This window comes from Variovorax frigidus, assembly GCF_051216515.1.
In the GTDB taxonomy this organism is placed as follows: Bacteria; Pseudomonadota; Gammaproteobacteria; order Burkholderiales; family Burkholderiaceae_C; genus Variovorax.
The window spans coordinates 661,893-678,039 of record NZ_JBPJZF010000001.1; the positions used below are offsets into that span (position 1 = coordinate 661,893).

Consider the following 16,147-nt stretch of genomic DNA (forward strand, 5'->3'; position numbering starts at 1 on the left):
CCCCTCAGCCGCCCGCCGCCAGCGCCGCGAAGGCCTTCACCACCTCGGCCGGCGCCTGCACCATCTCGATCAGCACGCCCTCCCCCGCGATCGGAAACTCGTCGTTCGCCTTCGGGTGCAGGAAGCAGATGTCGAAGCCGGCCGCGCCCTTGCGGATGCCGCCCGGCGCAAAGCGCACGCCTTGCGCGGTCAGCCATTCGACGGCCTGGGGCAGGTCGTCGATCCACAGGCCCACGTGGTTGAGCGGCGTGGTGTGCACCGCGGGCTTCTTGTCGGGGTCGAGCGGCTGCATCAGGTCGACCTCGACCTTGAACGGGCCCGCGCCCATCGCGCAGATGTCCTCGTCGACGTTCTCGCGCTCGCTGCGGAAAGTGCCCGTGACCTCGAGCCCCAGCATGTCGACCCAGAGCTTCTGCAGCCGCAGCTTGTCCGGTCCGCCGATGGCGATCTGCTGGATGCCGAGCACCTTGAAGGGACGTGTCGTCATGCGTGTTCTCCGTGGGTGGCGGCCACCTGGCGCGCCTTGAGGCCCAGCTTGCGCAGCAACTGCACATCGGCCTCGACGTCGGGGTTGCCGGTGACGAGCAACTTGTCGCCGTAGAAGATCGAATTCGCGCCGGCCATGAAGCACAGCGCCTGCACCGCATCGCCGAGCTGCTGGCGGCCGGCCGACAGCCGCACGCGCGCGGTCGGCATGGTGATGCGCGCGACCGCGATCACGCGCACGAAGTCCAGCGGGTCCACCGGGTCGGCATCGGCCAGCGGCGTGCCGGGCACGCGCACCAGGCTGTTGATCGGCACCGACTCGGGGTACGGCGCCATGTTGGCCAACTGCGCGATCAGGCCCGCGCGGTGCACCGGCGTCTCGCCCATGCCGATGATGCCGCCGCAGCACACGCTGATGCCGGCCGCGCGCACATGGGCCAGCGTGTCGAGCCGGTCCTGGTAGGTGCGCGTGCCCACCACGTCGGCGTAGTACTCGGGCGCGGTGTCGAGGTTGTGGTTGTAGAAGTCGAGGCCGGCGTTCTTGAGCTGCTCGGCATGGTGCGGCTCGAGCATGCCCAAGGTAGCGCAGGTCTGCAGGCCCAGGCCCTTGACGGCCTCGACCAGCACCGCGACCTTCTCCACGTCGCGGTCCTTGGGCGCGCGCCAGGCGGCGCCCATGCAGAAGCGCGTGGCACCGGCGTCCTTGGCGGCCTGCGCGGCGCGCACCACCTCGTCGACCTCCATCAGTTTCTGCGCCTTGACGCCGGTGTCGAACTCGGCCGCCTGCGGGCAATAGCCGCAGTTCTCGGGGCAGCCGCCGGTCTTGACCGACAGCAGCGTCGCGAGCTCGATGTCGCCTTCGGGGAAGTGCCGGCGGTGCACGGTCTGCGCTTCGAACAGCAGTTCCATGAAGGGCTTGTCGAGCAGCGCCTGCACGGCCTCGACCGACCAGGCGCCGGATGCCGCTGCGGCAGTTGCCACGGGGCGGTGCAAGGTGACGGCCTGGCCGCCGTGGAGATCGTTCGCCCCCATCAGACGAAATCCATGATGATCTGGTCGACCGCCAGCGATTCGCCCTTGGCCGCGGAGATCTTGCCGACCACGCCGTCCTGCGAGGCGAACAGCACGTTCTCCATCTTCATCGCCTCGATCACGGCGAGCTTCTCCCCGGCCTGCACGTGCTGGCCCGGCTGCACAGACACCTCGACCAGCAGGCCCGGCATCGGCGACATCAGGAACTTGCTCAGGTCCGGCGGCGCCTTGTAGGGCATCAGCTGCTGCAGGCGCGCGCCCAGCGGCGACAGCACCATGGCCTCGATCTGCGTGCCGTTGTGCGCGATGCGCAAAGCCAGCGGGTTCTTGCCCGCACCGCGCTCGACCTGGGCCACGAAAGGCTTGTCGTTGACGATGCCCTGCACGCGGATCGCGCCGAGCGCGAAGCCGCTGTCGATCTTGTAGTGCTTGTCACCCACGGTCACCGCGCTCGCGCCGGTCTTGCCATGGAAGTCGGACACCGAGACCGGGTGCTGCACGTTCTGGCCGTCCGCGCCCAATTCCACCACCACGAACTGCTCGCCCACCTTCACGCCATGGCCTTCGAGCTGGCCGCTGATGCCCGAGGCACGCGCGCGGTAGCGGCGGTGCACGTACGCGGCCAGCGCCACCAGGAACGCGGGATCGGCATGCGGCACGTCTTCCGCGTGGAAGCCCTTGCTGTAGTGCTCGGCGATGAAGCCGGTGTTGAAGTCACCCGAGACGAACTTCGGATGCGCGAGCAGCGCCGCCTGGAACGGGATGTTGCTGCTGACGCCGCGGATCACGAAGCCGTTGAGCGCCTCGCGCATCAGCGCGATCGCATGCTGGCGGTCCTTGCCGTGCACGATCAGCTTGGCGATCATCGAGTCGTAGAACATCGGGATCTCGCCGCCGTCGTACACGCCGGTGTCGACCCGCACGCCGTACAGGTGCTCGGTGTCGGCCGAGAACATCGTCTCCTTCGGCGGCTGGAACTTCACCAGCCGGCCGGTCGAGGGCAGGAAGTTGCGGAACGGGTCTTCGGCGTTGATGCGGCACTCGATGGCCCAGCCTTCGCGCTTGACCTGGGCCTGCGTCAGCGGCAGCGCTTCGCCGGCCGCCACGCGGATCATCAGCTCGACCAGGTCGAGGCCGGTGATGCATTCGGTCACCGGATGCTCCACCTGCAGCCGCGTGTTCATCTCGAGGAAGTAGAAGCTCTGGTCCTTGCCGACCACGAACTCGACCGTGCCGGCGCTCTGGTACTTCACGGCCTTGGCCAGCGCCACCGCCTGTTCGCCCATCGCCTTGCGCGTGGCCTCGGAGATGAAGGGCGACGGCGCCTCCTCGATCACCTTCTGGTGGCGCCGCTGGATCGAGCATTCGCGCTCGTTGAGGTAGATCACGTTGCCCTGCGAATCGCCCAGCACCTGGATCTCGATGTGGCGTGGCTCGACCACGAACTTCTCGATGAAGACGCGGTCGTCGCCGAAGGAGTTGCGCGCCTCGTTGCGGCAGGCGGTGAAGCCCTCGAGCGCTTCCTTGTCGTCATGCGCCACGCGCAGGCCCTTGCCGCCGCCGCCGGCCGAGGCCTTGATCATCACCGGGTAGCCGATGTCGCGTGCGATCTCGACCGCACGCTCGGCCGTCTCGATGGCTTCGTTCCAGCCCGGGATGGTGTTGACCTTCGCCTCGTTCGCGAGCTTCTTCGAGGCGATCTTGTCGCCCATCGCCGCGATCGAGTAGTGCTTCGGACCGATGAAGACGATGCCCTCTTCCTCGACCTTGCGCGCGAAGGCCTCGTTCTCCGACAGGAAGCCGTAACCCGGATGCACGGCCTCGGCACCGGTCTTCTTGCAGGCGGCGATGATGCGATCGGCCTGCAGGTAGCTGTCGCGGCTGGCCGAGCCGCCGATGTGCACGGCCTCGTCGGCCAGCTCGACATGGCGCGCGTCCTTGTCGGCATCGGAATAGACGGCCACCGTGAGGATGCCCATCTTCTTGGCGGTCTTGATGACGCGGCATGCGATCTCGCCGCGGTTGGCAATCAGGATCTTCTTGAACATCTTGGTCTTCTCAGAGTGGGATATTGCCGTGCTTGCGCCACGGGTTCTCGAGCTTCTTCTCACGCAGCATGACCAGCGAGCGGCAGATCCGCTTGCGCGTCTCGCTCGGCAGGATCACGTCGTCGATGTAGCCGCGCGTGCTGGCCACGTAGGGGTTGGCGAAGCGGGCCTTGTATTCGGCTTCGCGCGCCGCGAGCTTCTCGGGGTCGTTCTTGTCCTCGCGGAAGATGATCTCGACCGCGCCCTTGGCGCCCATCACCGCGATTTCGGCACGAGGCCAGGCGAGGTTGACGTCGCCGCGCAGATGCTTGGAGGCCATCACGTCGTACGCACCGCCGTAGGCCTTGCGCGTGATGACCGTGATCTTCGGCACGGTGCACTCGGCGTACGCGTAGAGCAGCTTGGCACCGTGCTTGATGATGCCGCCGTACTCCTGGCTGGTGCCAGGCATGAAACCGGGCACGTCGACGAAGGTCACGACCGGGATGTTGAAAGCGTCGCAGAAGCGCACGAAACGCGCGGCCTTGATCGAGGACTTGATGTCCAGGCAGCCCGCCAGCACCAGCGGCTGGTTGGCCACGATGCCCACGCTCTGGCCTTCCATGCGCGCGAAGCCGATCACGATGTTCTTCGCATAGTCGGGCTGCAGCTCGAAGAAGTCGCCGTCGTCGACCACCTTGCCGATCAGCTCCTTCATGTCGTAGGGCTTGTTGGCGTTCTCGGGCACCAGCGTGTCGAGCGACAGGTCGGCGCGGTCGGCCGGGTCGCCGCTCGGGCGCACGGGCGGCTTCTCGCGGTTGTTGAGCGGCAGGTAGTTGTAGAGCCGGCGCAGCATCATCAGCGCCTCGACATCGTTCTCGAAGGCCATGTCGGCCACGCCGCTCTTGGTGGTGTGGGTGAGCGCGCCGCCCAATTCCTCGGCCGTCACGTCCTCGTGCGTCACGGTCTTCACCACTTCGGGGCCGGTCACGAACATGTACGAGCTGTCGCGCACCATGAAGATGAAGTCGGTCATGGCCGGCGAGTACACCGCGCCGCCGGCGCACGGGCCCATGATCATGCTGATCTGCGGCACCACGCCCGACGCCATCACGTTGCGCTGGAACACGTCGGCATAGCCGCCGAGCGAAGCCACGCCCTCCTGGATGCGGGCGCCGCCCGAGTCGTTGAGTCCGATGACCGGTGCGCCGACCTTCATGGCCTGGTCCATCACCTTGCAGATCTTCTCGGCATGCGCTTCGCTCAAGGCGCCGCCGAAGACGGTGAAGTCCTGGCTGAAGATGAAGACCAGGCGGCCGTTGATCATGCCGTAGCCGGTGACCACGCCGTCGCCGGGGATCTTGTTGTCGGCCATACCGAAGTCGGTCGAGCGGTGCTCGACGAACATGTCCCATTCCTCGAAGGTGTTGTCGTCGAGCAGCAGCTCGATGCGCTCGCGCGCCGTGAGCTTGCCCTTCTTGTGCTGTGCGTCGATGCGCTTCTGGCCACCGCCGAGGCGCGCCTGGGCGCGTCGTTTTTCGAGTTGTTCGAGGATTTCTTTCATGGCGTTCGATCGTGAAGATGAATCGGAAGAGCGATGGGATTCAGGATGCCCGCGTCGCTTGCGCGGCGAGCAGGTTGCGGGCGGCAGTCGATGCGGGCAGCTTGCCGGCGGCGACCTGGGCCAGGGTGTCGGGCAGCAGCTCGCGCACCTGCGGATGCTGGCGGAAGGCCTGCTTGAGGCCCGCGTCGATGCGTTCCCACATCCACGACAGCGCCTGCTTCTCGCGCCGCGTTTCGAGCTTGCCGTTGGCGGACTGCAGTTGCCGGAAGCGCGTGACCGAGGCCCAAAAGGCATCGACGCCGGTGCCGAGCAAGGCGCTGAGCTGCATCACCTGCGGCTGCCAGAAGCGGATCTCGGCCTCGGGCGAACCGGGCGCGGCATGGGCGGCCTTCATGGCCTCGGCATGCGCCGGATTGCCATGGTGGCCGAACAGGCGCAGCGCCGACGTGATCTGTGCCTGCGCGCGTGTGGCCGCGTCGCGGTCGAGGTCGGCCTTGTTGATGACCACCAGGTCGGCGATCTCCATCACGCCCTTCTTGATGGCCTGCAGGTCGTCGCCCGCATTGGGCAACTGCATGAGCACGAACATGTCGGTCATGCCGGCCACCGCCGTCTCGCTCTGGCCCACGCCGACGGTCTCGACGATCACGACGTCGTAGCCCGCAGCCTCGCAGACCAGCATGGCCTCGCGCGTCTTCTCGGCCACGCCGCCCAGCGTGCCGCTCGACGGGCTGGGCCGGATATACGCCCGCTCGTGCACCGACAGCCGCTCCATGCGCGTCTTGTCGCCGAGGATCGAGCCGCCCGACACGGTGGAAGAAGGGTCGATGGTGAGCACAGCGACGCGGTGGCCCTGTTCGATCAGAAACAGGCCCAGCGTCTCGATGAAGGTCGACTTGCCCACGCCGGGCACGCCGGAGATGCCGAGGCGGAACGACCGGCCGGTGTGCGGCAGCAGCGCGGTCAGCAGTTCGTCGGCCAGCAGGCGATGGTCGGCGCGCGTCGATTCGAGCAGCGTGATCGCCTTGGCGATCGCGCGGCGCTGGGTTGCCGGGGATATGGAGTCGATGATTCGAGCGAGTGTCTGCTGGGTCTGGGAGTTCTCCGACCGGTCGGGCTGGGACTTTTTGGGCCGTTCGGCCTGAAACTCCTCCGACCGCTCGGGTGGGGCCTCTTCCGACCGTTCAGACTGGCGCTTTTCCCACCGTTCGGGCTGAGCTTGTCGAAGCCGCGCGCCGCCTTCGACAGGCTCAGGCCGAACGGGTGGGAGCGACGCCGATGCATCGGGCACCGGGAACATCGGCACCGACGCATCGGGCACGGGGGACATGGGCGCTGCGGCATCGATGCGAGCCAGTGTCTGCTCGGGCTGGGACTTCTTGAACCGTTCGAGCTGGACCTTTTCCGACCGCTCGGGCGGCAACTCTTCCAACCGTTCGGGCGGCAACTCTTCCGACCGTTCCGGCGGCAACTCTTCCGACCGTTCGGGTGGCAACTCTTCCGACCGTTCGGGCTGAGCTTGTCGAAGCCGCGCGCCGCCTTCGACAAGCTCAGGCCGAACGGGGGGGAGCGACGCCAAGGCATCGGGCACGGGGGACATGGGCACCGACGCATCGGTCAGAGGGGACATGGGCACCGAGGCATCGGTCACAGGGGACATGGGCACCGAGGCATCGAGCACGGGAGACATGGGCGCTGCGACATCGGGAACAACATCCACAGCACCCGCAGACCGCGACTTCGCCAGTTCCCTGACACCTTCCCAGTCCCCTCGCATCAGCGCTTCCTTCTTCGCACGCGACCATCCCTTGATCTGTCGCTCGAAAGCGATGGCGCCTTCACGCGTTTCGAATTCGCCCTGCCACAGCAACTCGACGGGCTTGCGGGTCGCTGTGTAGCCGATGAGCCCGTCGCCGTGCTGCTGCATGCGGCTTTCCAAGTCGTCGGTCTGGCCGACGTAGTAGGAACCGTCCGAGCAGCGCAGGAGGTAGACGTGGAAGGGCTTCACGTGGTGGACGGCTTCGACAAGCGCAGCCCGAACGGTTGATCGGATATAGACACGCCTCAGCCTGCGACCGCAGCGCGAATCTGCTCCAGCACATCCTTCGCACTGGCCGGAATCGGCGTGCCCGGGCCGTAGATGCCCTTCACGCCCGCCTCGTAGAGCATCTCGTAGTCGCCGCGCGGGATCACGCCGCCGACGAACACGATGATGTCGTCCGCGCCCTGCTTCTTGAGCTCCGCGATGATCGCCGGCACGAGTGTCTTGTGGCCGGCCGCGAGCGTGCTCACGCCGACTGCATGCACGTCGTTCTCGATCGCCTGGCGCGCGCACTCTTCCGGCGTCTGGAACAACGGCCCCATGTCGACGTCGAAGCCCAGGTCGGCGAAGGCCGTGGCCACCACCTTGGCACCGCGGTCGTGGCCGTCCTGGCCCAGCTTGGAGATCATCACGCGCGGGCGGCGGCCCTGGGCTTCGGCGAAGGCGGCGATCTCGTTCTGCAGCGCCTCCCAGCCTTCGGCCGAGTCGTAGGCCGCGGCGTAGACGCCCGTCACCTTCTGCGTGTCGGCGCGGTGGCGGCCATAGACCTTTTCCAGCGCGTCGCTGATCTCGCCGACCGTGGCGCGCAGCCGCACCGCGTCGATGCTCAGCGCGAGCAGGTTGCCCTCGCCGCTTTCGGCGGCTGCCGTGAGTGCATCGAGCGCGGCCTGGGTCTTGGCGGTGTCGCGCGTGGCGCGGATGGCCTGCAGCTTGGCGATCTGTCCGTCGCGCACCTTCACGTTGTCGATCGACAGGCTGTCGATCGCGTCCTCGGTCTTGAGCTTGTACTTGTTCACGCCCACGATCACGTCGCGGCCCGAGTCGATGCGGGCCTGCTTGTCGGCCGCGGCGGCCTCGATCTTGAGCTTGGCCCAGCCGCTGTCGACCGCCTTGGTCATGCCGCCCATGGCCTCGACCTCCTCGATGATGGTCCAGGCCGCATCGGCCATGTCCTGCGTGAGCTTCTCCATCATGTAGCTGCCGGCCCAGGGGTCGATCACGCTGGTGATGTGGGTCTCTTCCTGGATGATCAGCTGCGTGTTGCGCGCGATGCGCGAGCTGAATTCGGTGGGCAGCGCGATGGCTTCGTCCAGGGCGTTGGTGTGCAGCGACTGCGTGCCGCCGAACACCGCGGCCATGGCCTCGATGGTGGTGCGCACCACGTTGTTGTAGGGGTCCTGCTCGGTCAGCGACCAGCCCGAGGTCTGGCAGTGCGTGCGCAGCATCAGGCTCTTGGGGTTCTTCGGGTTGAACTCCTTCATGATCCGGCACCACAGCAGGCGCGCGGCGCGCATCTTGGCGACTTCGAGGTAGAAGTTCATGCCGATGGCCCAGAAGAAGCTCAGGCGCCCGGCGAAGCCGTCGACGTCCAGGCCCTTGGCCAGCGCGGTCTTCACGTATTCCTTGCCGTCGGCCAGCGTGAAGGCGAGCTCGAGCGCCTGGTTGGCGCCGGCTTCCTGCATGTGGTAGCCGCTGATCGAGATCGAGTTGAACTTGGGCATCTTCTGCGCCGTGTACTCGATGATGTCGCCGATGATGCGCATGCTCGGCGCGGGCGGGAAGATGTAGGTGTTGCGGACCATGAACTCCTTGAGGATGTCGTTCTGGATGGTTCCGCTCAACTGGTCCTGCGCCACGCCCTGCTCTTCGGCCGCGACCACGTAGCCCGCCAGCACCGGCAGCACAGCGCCGTTCATGGTCATGGACACGCTCACCTTGTCCAGCGGAATCTGGTCGAACAGGATCTTCATGTCCTCGACCGAATCGATCGCCACGCCGGCCTTGCCCACGTCGCCGGTCACGCGCGGATGGTCGCTGTCGTAGCCGCGGTGGGTCGCTAGGTCGAAGGCCACGCTCACGCCCTGCCCGCCCGCGGCCAATGCCTTGCGGTAGAAGGCGTTCGACTCTTCCGCAGTGGAGAAGCCGGCGTACTGGCGGATGGTCCAGGGGCGCACCGCATACATCGTGGCCTGCGGGCCACGCAGGTACGGCTCGAAGCCCGGCAGCGTGTCGGTGTACTTGAGGCCCACCAGATCGGCTGCGGTGTAGAGCGCCTTGACCGTGATGCCATCGGGGGTGCGCCAGTTCAGCGCGCTCACGTCGCCCCCGGGGGCGGACTTGGCGGCTGCCTTGTTCCAGGATTCCAAATCCGCGGCGTTGCTCATGTTTTTCTCAATCGAATCTGTCATAACGTTGCAATCTTCGCAAAAATAGGGGCGATCAACAACGGCAGAGGCCAAGGAATGTCAACAATGGCCCCTGTAAATTTGCAAGGTTTGCGAAGATGACCAAGGCTTACATGGGCGTCCGGCTCAAGACGTTGCGGGAACAGCAGGGACTGACGCAGGCCGCACTGGCCGCTTCGCTCAAGATCTCGCCAAGTTACCTCAACCAGATCGAGAACGATCAGCGCCCCCTGACCGTGCCCGTGCTTCTGCGGCTGCAGGCAGCCCATGGTATCGACCTGCAGCTGTTTTCGGATGACGAGAATGCCCGGCGCCTGAGCGAACTGCAGCCCGTGTTTGCTGACGGCTCGGAGGCCAACGCGGTGCCGCTGGCCGAAGCCAAGGTCGTGGCCTCGCAGCTGCCCGCGGTCACGCGGGTGCTGCTCAACCTGCACAAGCGCTCGCGCGCCGTGGAAGAGCAACTGTCCTCCATCGCCGCCGGGGCCGACGGCGACCGGCTGGCCGGCGACCCTGCGGCCCGCCTCCAGCCTTATGAGGAAGTGCGCGAGTTCTTCTATGCGCGCCACCACCACATGGCCGTGCTGGACGAGCTGGCCGAGGAGCTCCATGCCACCCTGATGGCCGGACTGCCGCCCGGCACGGTCAGCGCCGTCGAGCTGCGCGCCCGCCTGCTGGAGCGGCTGCTCCAGCGGCACGGCGTGCAGGTGCGCATCCAGGAGCGCCAGGACACGGCCGGCCGCACCTCGGACCATGCACTTCGCAGCTACGACGCGGCCACCGGCACGCTGTCGTTGGCGACCGACATGGACGCGGGGCAACAGGCTTTCCAGCTCGGCGTGCAGCTCGCCTTCCTCGAGATGGGCGCCCGCATCGACGCATTCACGACGGCCGAATCCTTCACCAGCTCGCAGGCCCGGAGCCTGGCACGGCTCGGCTTTGCCAACCACTTCGCCGGCGCGCTGGTGCTGCCCAACCGCCTGTTCCAGGAGGCGGCCCATGCGCTGCGGTACGACCTCGAACTGCTGAGCGACCGTTTCGGCGTCGGCTTCGAGACCATCGAGCATCGGCTGTCGACCATGCGTCACGCGCCGGGCCAGGGCATCCCCTTCTTCTTCGTGCGGGTCGATCGCGCGGGCAATGTCTCGAAGCGGCAATCGACGGCCGACTTCCATTTTTCGCGCCACGGCGGCACCTGTCCGCTCTGGAACGTCTACGAGGCCTTTTCGCAACCCGGCGCGATCCTCACGCAGCTGTCGCGCATGCCCGATGGCCGCACCTACCTGTGGATTGCCCGCACCGTGGAGCACCGGCGCAGCGGCTATGGCACGCCCAAGCGCATGTTCGCGGTGGCGCTGGGCTGCGACGCGCGCTATGCCGATCGTCTGGTCTATGCCAAGGGCGTCAACCTGATCGACCCCGACGCCGCCACCCTGATCGGCGCCGGCTGCAAGGTCTGCGACCGCGCCGACTGCGCCCAGCGCGCCTTTCCGCCGCTAGGCCGCACGTTGCAGATCGACGAGAACCAGCGCGGCTTCGCGCCCTATGCCTCCGGCATGTGAAAGGCGGCCCGCCATGCGTGACCTCGACCCCGTTTCCATCCGCCTCTTCCTCGCCACGCTGGAGGAAGGCAGCATCGCCCGCGCCGCGGCGCGCGAGAACATCGTGCCCTCGGCCGTCAGCAAGCGCATCTCCGAGATGGAGTCCGAGCTGCGCGTGCCGCTGCTGGACCGCAGCGTCAAGGGCGTGCACCCCACGCCTGCCGGCGAGGCGCTGGCCCACCACGCGCGCGCGCTCCTGCAAGGCATGGACCGCATGCAGCGCGAGATGGCCGGCTATGTCGACGGCGTGCGCGGCCTGATCAAGGTGCTGGCCAGCGTGACCTCGCTATCGGGCGACCTGCCGGCCGACATCATGAAGTTCCGCGCCGAGCGCCCGCAGATCGAGATCGACGTGGAGGAGCGCACCACGCCGGTCATCTACCGCCGCGTGCGCGAAGGCCTGGCCGACGTGGGCGTGGCCTCGGAGTTCGCCAGCCACGAAGGCCTGCATGTCTTCCCCTACCGGCGCTATGCGCTGGCGGCGGTGCTGCCCGGCGGCCATGCGCTGGCGGGCGCGCAACGGCTGCGCTATGCGCAACTGCTGGGCGACGACCTGGTGGAGCTCACGCGCGACAGCGGCATCAGCCACGTGTTCGACGACGCTGCGCGCGAGGCGCGGACCTCGCGCACGGTGCGGGCGCGCGTCAGCTCCTTCGAGACCATCTGCACCCTGGTCGCGCGCGGCATGGGCGTGGGCGTGGCGCCGCTGTATTTGGCGGCCGAGAAGAAGACGCTGGACCTGCGCTTCGTGCCGCTGTCGGACGACTGGGCCCAGCCGCGCAGCTTCATCGCCGTGCGCGACCTCGACACGCTGCCGATGGCCGCGCGAGCCTTCGTCGACCACCTGCGCGCCAGCGCCGCGGTCACGGATTAGCGGCCACGGGGTTTACCCAGCCCTCTTCGAACGAGAGTGCAACGGTGCCGAAGCACCACTTTGGCGAATCGAGGTGGCGGCGGATCATCCCCGGATGACTGCAACCCTCCCGCCAGACAACCCGAACTTCCTGCCCGACAACGACCTGCCGCTGCGCGGCATCAAGGTGCTTGAGCTTTCGCACATGATCATGGGCCCGGCGGCAGGCCTCGTGCTGGCCGACCTGGGCGCCGAGGTGATCAAGGTCGAGCCGCTGGACGGCGACCGCACGCGGCGCCTCAAGGGCTCGGGCATCGGCTACTTCCCGGTGTTCAGCCGCAACAAGCAGAGCCTGGCGGTCGACCTCAAGTCGGCCGAAGGCCAGGCGCTGGTGCGCCAGCTGGCCCTGGGCTGCGACATGCTGGTGGAGAACTTCCGCGACGACAGCCTGACGCAATACGGGCTGGACTACGCCTCGCTGTCGGCCGAGAACCCCGGCCTCATCTACGTCTCGCTCAAGGGGTTTCTGTCGGGGCCGTACAAGCAGCGCACCGCGCTCGACGAGGTGGTGCAGATGATGGGCGGCATGGCCTACATCAACGGCGGCACCGGCGCGCCGCAGCGCGTCGCGCCCTCGGTCAACGACATCCTGGGCGGCACCTTCGGTGTCGTGGGCGCGCTGGCCGCGCTCAACGACCGCCATCGCACCGGCCGGGGCCGCCACGTGCGCGCCGGCCTGTTCGAGAACAACCTGCTGCTGGTGGCGCAATTCATCGCGCAATACCAGCTGACCGGCACGCCGCCCATTCCCATGGGCGACAAGCGCACGCCACCGTGGGGCGTGTATGACATCTTCGACACCCAGGACGGGCGCGTGTTCGTGGCCGTGGTGAGCGACGCCAATTGGCGCACCTTCTGCCGCGACTTCCTGCCGCCCGGCTGGGCGGACGACCAGCGGCTGTTCTCCGCCATCGACCGCGAAGCCGCGCGGCCCTGGCTGGTGCCCGCCGTGGCCGAGATCCTCAAGGATTGGAAGACCGTCGAACTGTGCGCCGCGCTGGAGGCCTCGGGCCTGTCCTACGGCCCGATCCGCCAACCGCACGACCTGCTGGACGACCCGCACCTGCATGCAGGCGGCGCGCTGATCGCCACCACCATGCCCGACGGCCAGCAGGTGACGGCCGCGGCGCTGCCCATCGAGTTCGACGGCCAGAAGGTCGGCAAGCGGCTCGACCCCCAACCCATCGGCGCACAGACCCACGACATCCTGCACGGCCTCGGCCTGGACGCGGCGCGCATCGCACAGCTGGTGAGTCGGGGCGTGGTGGCGGTGTAGCCGCGCAGCGCCCTTCGAAGCAGCGGTGCATGCGACGGTGAAGAAAAACGAATTCCAAAAGACGACAGGAGACACAAGATGAAACGACGCCACTTCAACCTCATGGCTCTGGCCGGCACCGCCGGCGGCCTGAGCGCCCTGCCCGCCTGGGCCCAGGCCTGGCCCGCGAAGCCGATCCGCCTGATCATCCCGTCCACGCCGGGCGGCGGCACCGACTTCACGGGCCGGCTGCTGAGCACCAAGCTGTCGGAGATGAACGGCTGGTCGGTGGTGCCCGACAACCGGCCCGGTGCCGGCACCGCGCTGGGGCTGGCGGAGGCGGCCAGGGCCAAGCCCGACGGCTACGAACTGGTGATCGCGCAGTCCGACAACATCTCGCTGATTCCATTGCTGATGAAGACGGCCTACGACCCGATCAAGGACCTGACGCCGATCGCGCTGGCGGCCGTCACGCCGCTGGTGATCCTCGTCCACGACAACTCGCCGTTCAAGACCTTGGCCGACCTGATCAAGGCCGCCAAGGCCGACCCCGACAAGCTGACCTACGGCACCTCGGGCACCGGCGGCGGCGTGCACATCGCGATGGAGCTGCTGCAGATCACCGCCGGCTGCAAGTTGCAGCACGTGCCGTACAAGGGCTCGAGCCCGGCGCTCGCCGACCTGATGGGCGGCCACCTGAGCTTCGCCGGCTCGTCGATCTCGTCGGCCGCCACGCTGATCCATGCGGGCAAGGTGCGCGCGCTGGCCGTGACCTCGGCCAAGCGCAACGCGAGCCTGCCCGAGGTGCCCACCGTGGCGGAGTTCGGCTACAAGGACTTCAACGCCATCAGCTTCTACGGCGTGATGGGCCCGGCCGGTATCCCGGCACCACTGGTCGCGCGGTTGAACGCCGACATCAACAAGATCCTGGTCCGCCCCGATGTGAAGACCGCCTTGCAGGCGCAGGGCTTCGACGCCGCGCCGAGCTCGCCGGAAGAGTTCGCCGCGCTGATCAAGGCCGACATCCAGAAGTCGCGCGAGATCATCGCGGCCGCCCGCATCAAGATCGAGTGACCACCGCAGGAACCTTCCCCATGACCCCCACCGTCAACGTATGCGAAGTCGGGCCACGCGACGGCCTTCAAATGGCCCACGGCCGCATGGCCACCGACACCAAGCTGCGCTGGATCGCCCAGCTGGCCGCGGCCGGCCTGAAGGAAATCGAGGTCGGCAGCTTCGTGTCGCCGCGCATGATCCCGCAGATGGCCGACACCGGCGAGGTGGTGCGCGGCGCGCTCGCCATCGAGGGCCTGACGGTCTGCGCGCTGGCCTGCAATCTGAAGGGCGCGATCGCCGCGCACGAGGCCGGCGCGCATGTGCTGGCCATCCCGATCTCGGTGAGCGACACGCACAGCCATGCCAACGTCAACAAGGGCACGGACGCGCAAGTGGAGATGGTGCGCAGCATCGTCGACTGGGCGCGCGCACAGTCGCGCCCCATGCGCATCGACGCCGCCGCTGCCACCGCCTTCGGCTGTTCGATGGAAGGCGTGGTGTCGCGCGAGCGCGTGGTGCAGGTGGCCGCGGCACTTGCTGCCACCGGCGTGGACCGCGTGGCCCTGGCCGACACCGTCGGCTACGCCCACCCTGCGCTGGTGCGCGACACCGTGCGCGCCGTGCAGGACGCCATCGGCGCGCGCCTGACCAAACTGCACCTGCACGACACGCTGGGGTTGGGCCTGGCGAATGCGCTGGCGGGGCTGGAACAAGGTATTTACGACTTCGACAGCTGCCTGGCCGGCCTCGGCGGCTGCCCCTTCGCACCGGGCGCTTCGGGCAACATCGTGACGGAGGATCTGGTGTTCATGCTGGAGTCCATGGGCCATCGCACGGGCATCGACCTGCCGGCCCTGCTGGCTGCACGCGCGTTGCTGCGCGAAGCCTTGCCGGACGAGCCGATGCGAAGCGGCGTGGCGGCGGCGGGCATCCCCAAGACTTTCCGGGCCCCCGCGGCACTGCAGCCCGCCTGAGGCCCAAGCCGGGCGTCAGGCCGGCTGTTCGACCGGCTCGTGCGCCAGCGCCATCACCTCGTGCGGGGGCCGCCCCTTCTGCTTGTGGTCGCTCCACACCTGGCGCCAGCGCCGCGCACCCGGCAGTCCGTTGCGCAGGCCCAGCATGTGGCGCGCGATGTTCGACCAGGGCGTGCCGTGCTCGGCCGCCTCGCGCACCATGTAGTCGCACATCTGCCGCTCGATGTCCTCGCGGTCGATCTCGCGCGGCGCGTCACCGAAAAAAGCCGCGTCCCATTCGGCCAGCCACCAGGGGTTGTGGTACGCCTCGCGGCCGACCATCACGCCGTCGAGCAGGCGCAGTTGCTCGTGCACCTGCACGGTCTGGGCGATGCCACCGTTGATCGAGAAACGCAACGCCGGAAAGTCGTGTTTGAGCCGGTGCACGAGCTCGTAGCGCAGCGGCGGGATCTCGCGGTTCTGCTTGGGCGACAGGCCCTTGAGCCAGGCATTGCGCGCATGCACGATGAAGGTCTGGCAGCCCGCCTCGCTGACCGTGCCGACGAAGTCGCGCACGAAGTCGTAGCTTTCGATCTTGTCGATGCCGATGCGGTGCTTGACCGTGACCGGCACGTCGACGACGTCGACCATGGCCTTCACGCAATCGGCCACCAGCTGCGGCTCGTTCATCAGGCACGCCCCGAAGGCGCCGCGCTGCACACGCTCGCTGGGGCAGCCGCAGTTGATGTTGATCTCGTCGTAGCCCCAGTCCTGGCCCAGCCTGGCGCAATGCGCCAGGTCGGCCGGCTCGCTGCCGCCCAGCTGCAGGGCCACCGGATGCTCCTCGGCGTTGAAGCGCAGGTGGCGCGGCACGTCGCCGTGTATCAGCGCGCCGGTGGTGACCATCTCGGTGTAGAGCAGCGCGTGGCGGGTCAGCAGGCGGTGGAAGTAGCGGCAATGGCGGTCGGTCCAGTCCATCATGGGGGCGATGGACAGGCGATCGGCGCGAAGCGTGGGATTCAAGGGCATGGTTTCT

11 protein-coding genes and 2 pseudogenes are annotated in these 16,147 nt (G+C 67.7%); 5 read left to right on the top strand and 8 right to left on the bottom strand.

Annotated features, from left to right (window positions below; all coding sequences use genetic code 11):
• Positions 1 to 4: 4 nt before the first annotated feature.
• From ACSFBC_RS03085 to scpA, 7 genes and pseudogenes are all read right to left on the bottom strand, one after another.
• Positions 5 to 487, bottom strand: a complete 483-nt coding sequence (locus tag ACSFBC_RS03085) for a VOC family protein (RefSeq protein ID WP_435508830.1) — start codon at positions 485 to 487, stop codon at positions 5 to 7.
• Positions 484 to 1,518, bottom strand: coding sequence for a biotin synthase BioB (bioB, locus tag ACSFBC_RS03090; RefSeq protein WP_435508831.1), 1,035 nt, complete (start codon positions 1,516 to 1,518; stop codon positions 484 to 486). The genes ACSFBC_RS03085 and bioB overlap by 4 nt, the downstream gene beginning before the upstream one ends.
• Entirely contained in the window at positions 1,518 to 3,566 is a 2,049-nt protein-coding gene (locus ACSFBC_RS03095) for an acetyl-CoA carboxylase biotin carboxylase subunit (protein WP_435508832.1), read from the bottom strand. Before ACSFBC_RS03095 ends, bioB begins: the two co-directional genes overlap by 1 nt.
• 10 nt (positions 3,567 to 3,576) lie before the next feature.
• Positions 3,577 to 5,109 (bottom strand): acyl-CoA carboxylase subunit beta, encoded by a 1,533-nt coding sequence (locus ACSFBC_RS03100; protein WP_435508833.1) that lies wholly within the window; start codon positions 5,107 to 5,109, stop codon positions 3,577 to 3,579.
• A 40-nt stretch (positions 5,110 to 5,149) separates the two neighbouring features.
• Positions 5,150 to 6,229: pseudogene (gene meaB / locus ACSFBC_RS03105) on the bottom strand (methylmalonyl Co-A mutase-associated GTPase MeaB); the annotation flags it as partial.
• 678 nt (positions 6,230 to 6,907) lie between these two features.
• Positions 6,908 to 7,117 (bottom strand): annotated as a pseudogene (locus ACSFBC_RS03110) (GIY-YIG nuclease family protein); the annotation flags it as partial.
• A 56-nt stretch (positions 7,118 to 7,173) separates the two neighbouring features.
• Positions 7,174 to 9,315, bottom strand: a complete 2,142-nt coding sequence (gene scpA / locus ACSFBC_RS03115; RefSeq protein WP_435508834.1) for a methylmalonyl-CoA mutase — start codon at positions 9,313 to 9,315, stop codon at positions 7,174 to 7,176.
• A 119-nt stretch (positions 9,316 to 9,434) separates the two neighbouring features.
• Here scpA and ACSFBC_RS03120 point away from each other — a divergent pair, with 119 nt between their 5' ends.
• The 5 genes from ACSFBC_RS03120 to ACSFBC_RS03140 all read left to right on the top strand — a co-directional run bounded on the left by ACSFBC_RS03120 (position 9,435) and on the right by ACSFBC_RS03140 (position 15,132).
• On the top strand, positions 9,435 to 10,895 hold the full coding sequence (locus ACSFBC_RS03120) for a short-chain fatty acyl-CoA regulator family protein (RefSeq protein ID WP_435508835.1): 1,461 nt from the start codon (positions 9,435 to 9,437) through the stop codon (positions 10,893 to 10,895).
• Positions 10,896 to 10,908: 13 nt separating this feature from the next.
• Positions 10,909 to 11,808 (top strand): LysR family transcriptional regulator, encoded by a 900-nt coding sequence (locus ACSFBC_RS03125; RefSeq protein WP_435508836.1) that lies wholly within the window; start codon positions 10,909 to 10,911, stop codon positions 11,806 to 11,808.
• 94 nt (positions 11,809 to 11,902) lie between these two features.
• Positions 11,903 to 13,123, top strand: coding sequence for a CaiB/BaiF CoA transferase family protein (locus ACSFBC_RS03130; protein ID WP_435508837.1), 1,221 nt, complete (start codon positions 11,903 to 11,905; stop codon positions 13,121 to 13,123).
• Positions 13,124 to 13,201: 78 nt separating this feature from the next.
• A complete protein-coding gene (locus ACSFBC_RS03135) occupies positions 13,202 to 14,176 on the top strand; it encodes a Bug family tripartite tricarboxylate transporter substrate binding protein (protein ID WP_435508838.1) in 975 nt (324 codons plus the stop codon).
• Between the two features lie 20 nt (positions 14,177 to 14,196).
• On the top strand, positions 14,197 to 15,132 hold the full coding sequence (locus tag ACSFBC_RS03140; protein WP_435508839.1) for a hydroxymethylglutaryl-CoA lyase: 936 nt from the start codon (positions 14,197 to 14,199) through the stop codon (positions 15,130 to 15,132).
• A 15-nt stretch (positions 15,133 to 15,147) separates the two neighbouring features.
• On the opposite strand, the gene dusA is transcribed toward ACSFBC_RS03140, so the two are convergent.
• Positions 15,148 to 16,092 (bottom strand): tRNA dihydrouridine(20/20a) synthase DusA, encoded by a 945-nt coding sequence (dusA, locus tag ACSFBC_RS03145; RefSeq protein WP_435509257.1) that lies wholly within the window; start codon positions 16,090 to 16,092, stop codon positions 15,148 to 15,150.
• Between the last annotated feature and the right edge of the window lie 55 nt (positions 16,093 to 16,147).

Excerpts from the sequence above, each read along its gene's own strand:
- ACSFBC_RS03140 (WP_435508839.1), top strand. The coding sequence starts at position 14,197 with ATGACCCCCACCGTCAACGTATGCGAAGTCGGGCCACGCGACGGCCTT.
- ACSFBC_RS03120 (WP_435508835.1), top strand. The coding sequence starts at position 9,435 with ATGACCAAGGCTTACATGGGCGTCCGGCTCAAGACGTTGCGGGAACAG.
- ACSFBC_RS03095 (WP_435508832.1), bottom strand. The coding sequence starts at position 3,566 with ATGTTCAAGAAGATCCTGATTGCCAACCGCGGCGAGATCGCATGCCGC.
- ACSFBC_RS03125 (WP_435508836.1), top strand. The coding sequence starts at position 10,909 with ATGCGTGACCTCGACCCCGTTTCCATCCGCCTCTTCCTCGCCACGCTG.
- dusA (WP_435509257.1), bottom strand. The coding sequence starts at position 16,092 with ATGATGGACTGGACCGACCGCCATTGCCGCTACTTCCACCGCCTGCTG.
- ACSFBC_RS03100 (WP_435508833.1), bottom strand. The coding sequence starts at position 5,109 with ATGAAAGAAATCCTCGAACAACTCGAAAAACGACGCGCCCAGGCGCGC.
- ACSFBC_RS03085 (WP_435508830.1), bottom strand. The coding sequence starts at position 487 with ATGACGACACGTCCCTTCAAGGTGCTCGGCATCCAGCAGATCGCCATC.
- bioB (WP_435508831.1), bottom strand. The coding sequence starts at position 1,518 with ATGGGGGCGAACGATCTCCACGGCGGCCAGGCCGTCACCTTGCACCGC.
- ACSFBC_RS03130 (WP_435508837.1), top strand. The coding sequence starts at position 11,903 with ATGACTGCAACCCTCCCGCCAGACAACCCGAACTTCCTGCCCGACAAC.
- ACSFBC_RS03135 (WP_435508838.1), top strand. The coding sequence starts at position 13,202 with ATGAAACGACGCCACTTCAACCTCATGGCTCTGGCCGGCACCGCCGGC.
- scpA (WP_435508834.1), bottom strand. The coding sequence starts at position 9,315 with ATGAGCAACGCCGCGGATTTGGAATCCTGGAACAAGGCAGCCGCCAAG.